Below are 6,443 nucleotides of genomic sequence, written 5' to 3' on the forward strand. Positions count from 1 at the left end.
CAAACACCCTGAAAAACCCCGAGGAGCCGGGGACTTTTATCTGGCCACCAGCGGGGACCACAAACTGGCCGTTGACAGTTGGCGACGTCGTTCTTCGCTACCTGTCCGGAGGGCTGTCGGCAATGGAGGCGCCGGGACGCGTACGGGGGTTGCGTGCTGTTCCGGGGCGACCGGTGCCGCCGCCGGCTTGTCCGGCCGAGATGTACCCGCTTCGCGGTGGTATTGGTTTCCCGGCGGGATCCGGCTCGGCGCTGACGGTGCCGGTCGACGGGGTAGGAACCGGAAACCTTGCGGACGGTACCCCCACCCGGTCGAAGGTGGGGGTACCGCCACCCGGCATAGCTGCTGGCGCGGTGCCCCGGATGGCAGCTACATTCCGGTCCGGCTCACGGCGCGCAGATCGCGTAGACGGTCAACGCCGTGCCCACGCCGGTGGTCCCCTGCCAACCGATCGCTGGCGACCCACCGATGGGCTGGGAACTGAAGATGGCCGCGGTGCCATCGGGTGTACCCGCCGACGTGCCACCACCGATGGCGAAGGTCCCGTCCGCGCACGTGGCGGCAGCCGTCGTGGTGCCGCTGGCCGTAACGAGCGTGGACTGACTCCCGGGGCTCGCGCCCTGCGGGCCGGTGTCACCCTGGCTGCCCTGCGGGCCCGTCGAGCCGGGGTCACCCGGATCGCCCTGGGCGCCCTGGGTACCTGGATCGCCCTGGGCGCCCGGCGTGCCCGGCGTGCCCGGCGTGCCGGCATCGCCCTGGGCGCCCTGGGTGCCCGTCGTACCCGTCGTACCCTGCGCACCCGACAGACCCTGCGTACCTTGCGAGCCAGTATCGCCCTGGGCGCCCTGAGAGCCCAGCGCGCCCGCCGTGCCCTGCGGACCCGACAGACCCTGCGTACCTTGCGAGCCCACGTCGCCCTGTGCGCCCTGCGGGCCGAGCGTGCCCGCCGTGCCCTGCGGACCCGCATCGCCCTGGGCGCCCTGCAAACCAGCCGTGCCGTCGAGTCCCTGGGCACCGGTGGCGCCCTGGGTGCCGGTCGTGCCCTGGGTGCCAGTGGCGCCCTGGGTGCCTTCGAGTCCCTGGGCACCGGTGGCGCCCTGGGCACCGGTGGCGCCCTGGGTGCCTTCGAGTCCCTGGGCACCGGTGGCGCCCTGGGTGCCGGTCGTGCCCTGGGCACCGGTTGTCCCCTGGGCACCGGTTGTCCCCTGGGTGCCGGTGGCGCCCTGGGTGCCGGTGGTGCCGGTCGCGCCGGTGGTGCCGGTGGTGCCCTGGGCGCCGGTCGGGCCCTGGGCGCCGGTGGCGCCCTGGGTGCCGGTTGTCCCCTGGGTGCCGGTTGTCCCCTGGGTGCCGGTGGCGCCCTGGGTGCCGGTTGTGCCCTGGGTGCCTTCGAGTCCCTGGGCACCGGTGGCGCCCTGGGTTCCGGTGGCGCCCTGGGTTCCGGTGGCGCCCTGGGTTCCGGTCGGGCCCGCATCACCCTGCGGGCCCGCTGAGCCCGGATCGCCCTGGAAGCCCTGCGCGCCGGCCGTACCCCCCGGACCCTGTGCACCCTCCAGACCCTGCGAACCTGCTATGCCCGGATCGCCCTGGGTGCCCTGAGAGCCCGCAGTACCGGGGGTTCCCTGCGGACCCGCGAAACCCTGCGAACCCGTTGCACCCGGATCGCCCTGGGAGCCCTGCGTACCGGCCGTACCCTGTGGGCCTGTCTCACCCGTGTCACCCGGGACACCTGTACTGCCCTGCGTACCTTGTGTGCCGTCCACGCCCTGGGTGCCCTGGGCACCTGCCGCGCCTGTGGTGCCGGTGGCGCCCTGGGAACCGGTCGTGCCCTGGGTGCCCTGGGTACCCGGCAGACCCGTGAAGCCCTGGAAGCCTCGCAGGCCCTGGAAGCCCTGGAAGCCGCGCGCACCCAGCGCGCCCTGGAATCCCTGCAGGCCTCGTGTGCCCGTCGTGCCCTGGAATCCCTGCGTGCCCCGAATGCCCTGGGTGCCTGTCGTGCCCTGGAATCCCTGGGAGCCTCGTGCACCCAGGACGCCCTGCGGCCCCTGACTACCCTGCCCGCCCTGATGGCCCGACTCGCCGATGAATCCCTGGGTACCCCGTGGGCCCTGGTTGCCCTGGTTGCCCTGGTTGCCCTGACCGCCCTGGGAGCCCGCTCCACCGACGGCACCCTGGACGCCTCGTGGCCCCTGCAGCCCCTGTGGCCCCTGCAGCCCCTGTGGCCCTTGTGGCCCGGTGAGCGGATCGGCAAAGAGGCTGATCTCCAGCGGTGTTCGGGTGCTGTGGCCCAGGGCCCCGTTCGGACCTGGCACTCCGTGGCTTTCCTGGACGACTGACGCAGCGTTGGCAACGGCCGCCGGGCCGACCCCCATGGGGCCGAGCAGGCCGCTTGTCGCCGACGCCAGGAAGGCGGCTCTGACAAGAGCTCTGTTCAAGGGCTTCTGGTTCATGGGTTCTTTCTCCAATTTCCCGCAATTGGCTGGAATCGTCGACAGGAGATCTGCGCGATGTAGTACTCAGGTTGCGACGAAGCGTCAGGCATGACCACGACAGGTCCGCACATCCTGCACCGGTAAGGTCAACTGCTGCGCCCGAAAAGTTTGTTGACGGTTCAGCTCCTCCGGGTGGGCGGAGACGGGCTGGTAGGTTTCGGGGCAGGGATTCCACCGGTGCTCGAGCGTGCAGGCGGCTGACCGGCGGGTGCGCGGTGCGGAGAGAACTCCGGAGTGGTCGATGTACATCGACCACTGGCTTGTTCTCCATTCAGCTCGTTTCGATGTGGCGGATCCAGGCGGCATCCAGAATTGTGGCAAATGTTTCGACCACACTGCTGTCTGGCGGGTATCGGTCTGGTCCGGACATCGGCTCCTCGACCGATTTTCCGGGCGGTTCGATCATGTGTACCCGGTGGCTCAATCGATATCAGAGCGGGAGATCAAAAAATTCTCGACGCGCCGACCACTCGACTCTCGTCGTTGAGTCCAGTTTAGATTCGAGCCGCTGCTGGCGGATTTCCCCCAACAGTCGGATCGGGAGGTCTCATTGCTGGCCAGGTGGTCCGCGGGAGACGGCCATGGTGCCCGCTGCCGGGTGCGTTCGCCCGCCGACCGGATCCGGGTCCCGCTGCCGCCGCGGCCTGGCCGCTGACAGCGCCGGCCGTTCGCCGCTCCTCCGACCCACTCCGGCCGCCGTGGCCGGTCCGACCGCCCGTGGCCCGCGAAAACAAGATGCGGACCCGGTCCGTCGCCTGCCATCATGCGCGTATGCGCGCTTCGGGTGACGACCTCCCCCGACCTCGGAGTCACCTCACGGAATCATCTCACGGCGTTTCCCGGGGCGGCGCGGACAGCGGTCTGGCCCGGAATCCCGGGCTGCGCTCCTACCTGCGTTTCCTCGGCACCTTCAAGGGCACCCTTGTGCTGGTGATGGCGTGTTTCGGGGTGTCCAGCGGTGCACTAGCCGTGCTCCCGATCTTCGTCGGGGAACTCGTTCAGTCACTGCCCAGTGCGTCCGGGGCCACCAGTTCCACGTATCGATACGCGGTCATCATCATCGGTTGCAACATTCTCCATGACCTGACCTGGCGGGCCGGTGAGCTGCTGTACCGCCAGCTCCTCACGCACCGGTGCTATGAGTACGAGAACCTGCTCTTCCGCGATGTCATCGACCAGCGCTACCCGTACTTCGTCGGGAAGTTCACCGGAAAGATCAGTAGTTACATCGCGACTCTCGGCCGGGAGTTCCGGGACATCCTGGATGCTGCCTGCTTCACCTATGTCGAGCAGGTCATACGTGTGCCGTCGGTCGTCGCCATCATGTTCGCGGTCAACCTGTGGTCGGGGCTGACGTTCCTCGCCGCCGTGCTGCTGATGATGCTGGTCGGCCGGCACACCGCGAGCCTGTCGTTCCGCGCGGAGAAGGGCCTCGCCGACCAGGTGTCCGAACTGGACGGCCACGTCATCGACGTCATCGCGAACTTCGTCAGCGTGAAGTCCTTCCGCCAGGAGGTCGTCGAGTACCGCGAGGTGTGCCGGCGGCGCCGTGACGTCATCGACGCGGCCCGTCGCTCGGCGCTGTGGGACATCGTGTTCTGGACGTCGATGTCCATTATCGTCCGGTACCTCGTCTGGCCGACCTCCATCCTTCTCAACCTGCACCTCTATCTGACGGGGCAGCTCAGTCTGGCGCAGTTCGCGACGTTCCTATCCGTGCTGGTGATGTTTTCCGACTTTATCCAGGTGACGGTCTGGGAAATCGGCCAGCTGAACCTGCGACTAGCCCGGGCGGAGGAGGCATACCGGTATCTTTTCGGCGGCCAGACCGACAGCGCCGACCACAGCCCGCCCGCTCGGGGGGAGGCGGCTGACGCGGCGGCGTCGACCCTGCCCGGACGCGCCACCGGACCGGGACTGCTGGAGCTGCGTGCGCTGTTGTTTGCCTATCCGGACGATCGGGCCCGGCCAGTTCTGTCCGGTATCGATCTGAAGATAGAGCCCGGCGAAAAGATCGGCGTTGTGGGTCGCAGCGGAAGCGGCAAGACGACGCTGGTGAAGCTGCTGCTCGGCTACTATCCGCTGCCCGCGGGAATGGTCCTCGTGGAGGGGAGACCGACACCCAACGACCAGCTCGCGGCCGGCATCTCCTACGTGCCACAGGACACCGCGCTGTTCCATCGCTCCATCCGGGAAAACATCACCTACGGAGCCGCCGCGGAGGTCTCCCAGGAACAGGTGGAGGCGGCGGCGCTGCGCGCTCACGCCCACGACTTCATCATCAAAGCCCCGGCGGGATACGACACGCTCGTCGGCGAGCGGGGAATCAGGCTGTCGACCGGGCAGCGGCAGCGGATCGCGATTGCCCGGGCCTTTCTCGACGACAAGCCGATCCTGATCCTCGACGAGGCGACCAGCGCCCTCGACAGTGAGAGCGAGGTCCTGGTCCAGCATGCCCTAGAGCAGTTGTGGAGCGGGAAGACGGTGATCGCGGTCGCGCACCGTCTGTCGACCCTGCTCACCATGGACCGCATCATCGTCCTGGCCGGCGGAAAAATTGTGGAACAGGGCTCCCACCGCGAATTGCTCGACCTGGGCGGCCGTTATCGTGCCCTGTGGGAGCGCCAGAGTGGTGGCATGATTGCGATGGACTAAACGTTTACTGCCTGGCAGGAATCGCGGGAGTTGTGCCCAGGCGATGCGGCCGCTTTCGGTCGCCGCCGTACTTCGCCATGTCGCTCAAAGGTGCCCCACCGGCACTCGTGCGGAGTACGCCGAGCGGCGGCGGCGACCAGCACCGACGCGCTAACCGTGTCCTAAAGAGCTCGGCTACGCGTTACGATTCCCCAGTCAGTCAACTGTCATAGTCTGGCGAACGGCGTGGTCAGCACCGGTGACCTGCTGCACGTTCGGCGTCGTGAACCGCGACAGGGCGGCGGACACGGACGACCACCACGTGGCGAGCGAGGACAGCGTCTCGTCGCCGCAGTACAGACTGGTGAGCAGCGGGATGGGTCCCCAAGGCGCGGCCGGAAGGCAGAGGGCGTCCTCGCCGGCGTCGCTGGCCGGCTGCGTCGAGGTCGACGTGCCGGTTGGGCTGGACGTGGAAGCGGAACCGGATCCAGCGGTAGCGCCAGGTATGGCCATCGTTGCCGGGGTACCCGTTGACGATCCGTGCACCGCGGTGGCGGGTCGGGCATCGTCCTCCGTCGGCCCACCGACTGTCGATGTGGTCTTCGGCGTGCTGGCTGGGCCCCTGCCGGCGGCGTTGACGACGCCAGGTCCGCCGGTTCCGGACGGCGGCGTCTGTCCAGGCGGCTGGTGCTGGGACGGAGGCGCCTGGCTGGCTACCTGGGTGTGGTCCGCCAGCATGATCGGGAAGGAGGTGGCCGGGTGGCCGACGGCGGCGCTGACGGCGAGGGCGGTGTCGACCGCCTGGGTCACCACGGCGTCGAGGGCGGGCCCCGGTCGGGCCGGCAGGGGAGCGGCGCCCGCGGCGAGCGCCGCGCCGGGCCTGGTCCGGAAGGGGAAGGTGGCGCCCGGGACGCGGTCCCACCAGTTCGGGTGGGCGGCCGACTCGTCGGTGCCGCCCGCGCCGGCCGCCGACGGGGCAACAGGGTTCGCTGGAACTGCCCCAGTACCGGCATCGGAACCCGAGGCGTCCAGGTCACCGCTGGCCGCGGGGGTGGGGTCCGCCGCCTGCTGGGAATCGGCGGGGCTGGCGTCCGGTGCGGCGGGGGACGGGTGGCGCCGCACCGCGTTCGGCCCACTGGCGGTGGTGGTGCCGACCGGCGAGTCCGGCGTGCTGGTGCCGATGAGGATGACGGTGGTCACCGCCGCGGGGGGGGGGGGGGGGGGGGGGGGGGGGGGGGGGGGGGGGGGGGGGGGGGGTGGTGGGGGGGGGGGGGGGCGCGGGGGGGGGGGGGGTGGGGGGTGGGGGGGGGGGGGGGGGGG

At 69.8% G+C, this 6,443-nt stretch carries 2 protein-coding genes and 1 pseudogene; 1 reads left to right on the forward strand and 2 read right to left on the reverse strand.

Annotation, left to right across the window (positions count from 1 at the left end; genetic code table 11):
- Positions 1-386: 386 nt before the first annotated feature.
- Positions 387-2,309 carry a collagen-like domain-containing protein gene (locus tag MXD58_RS17090; RefSeq protein ID WP_248839490.1) on the reverse strand — a complete coding sequence of 641 codons (1,923 nt, stop codon included), beginning with the start codon at positions 2,307-2,309 and terminating at the stop codon, positions 387-389.
- A gap of 951 nt (positions 2,310-3,260) precedes the next feature.
- On the opposite strand from MXD58_RS17090, the gene MXD58_RS17095 reads away from it, so the two are divergent.
- Positions 3,261-5,144: an ABC transporter ATP-binding protein gene (locus MXD58_RS17095; protein WP_248839491.1), complete on the forward strand. Its 1,884-nt coding sequence runs from the start codon at positions 3,261-3,263 to the stop codon at positions 5,142-5,144.
- 195 nt (positions 5,145-5,339) lie between these two features.
- Here MXD58_RS17095 and MXD58_RS17100 read toward each other — a convergent pair.
- Positions 5,340-6,443: pseudogene (locus MXD58_RS17100) on the reverse strand (hypothetical protein); the annotation flags it as partial.

It is taken from the genome of Frankia sp. AgKG'84/4 (assembly GCF_023242965.2).
GTDB lineage: Bacteria > Actinomycetota > Actinomycetes > Frankiales > Frankiaceae > Frankia.

Excerpts from the sequence above, each read along its gene's own strand:
- MXD58_RS17095 (WP_248839491.1), top strand. The coding sequence starts at position 3,261 with ATGCGCGCTTCGGGTGACGACCTCCCCCGACCTCGGAGTCACCTCACG.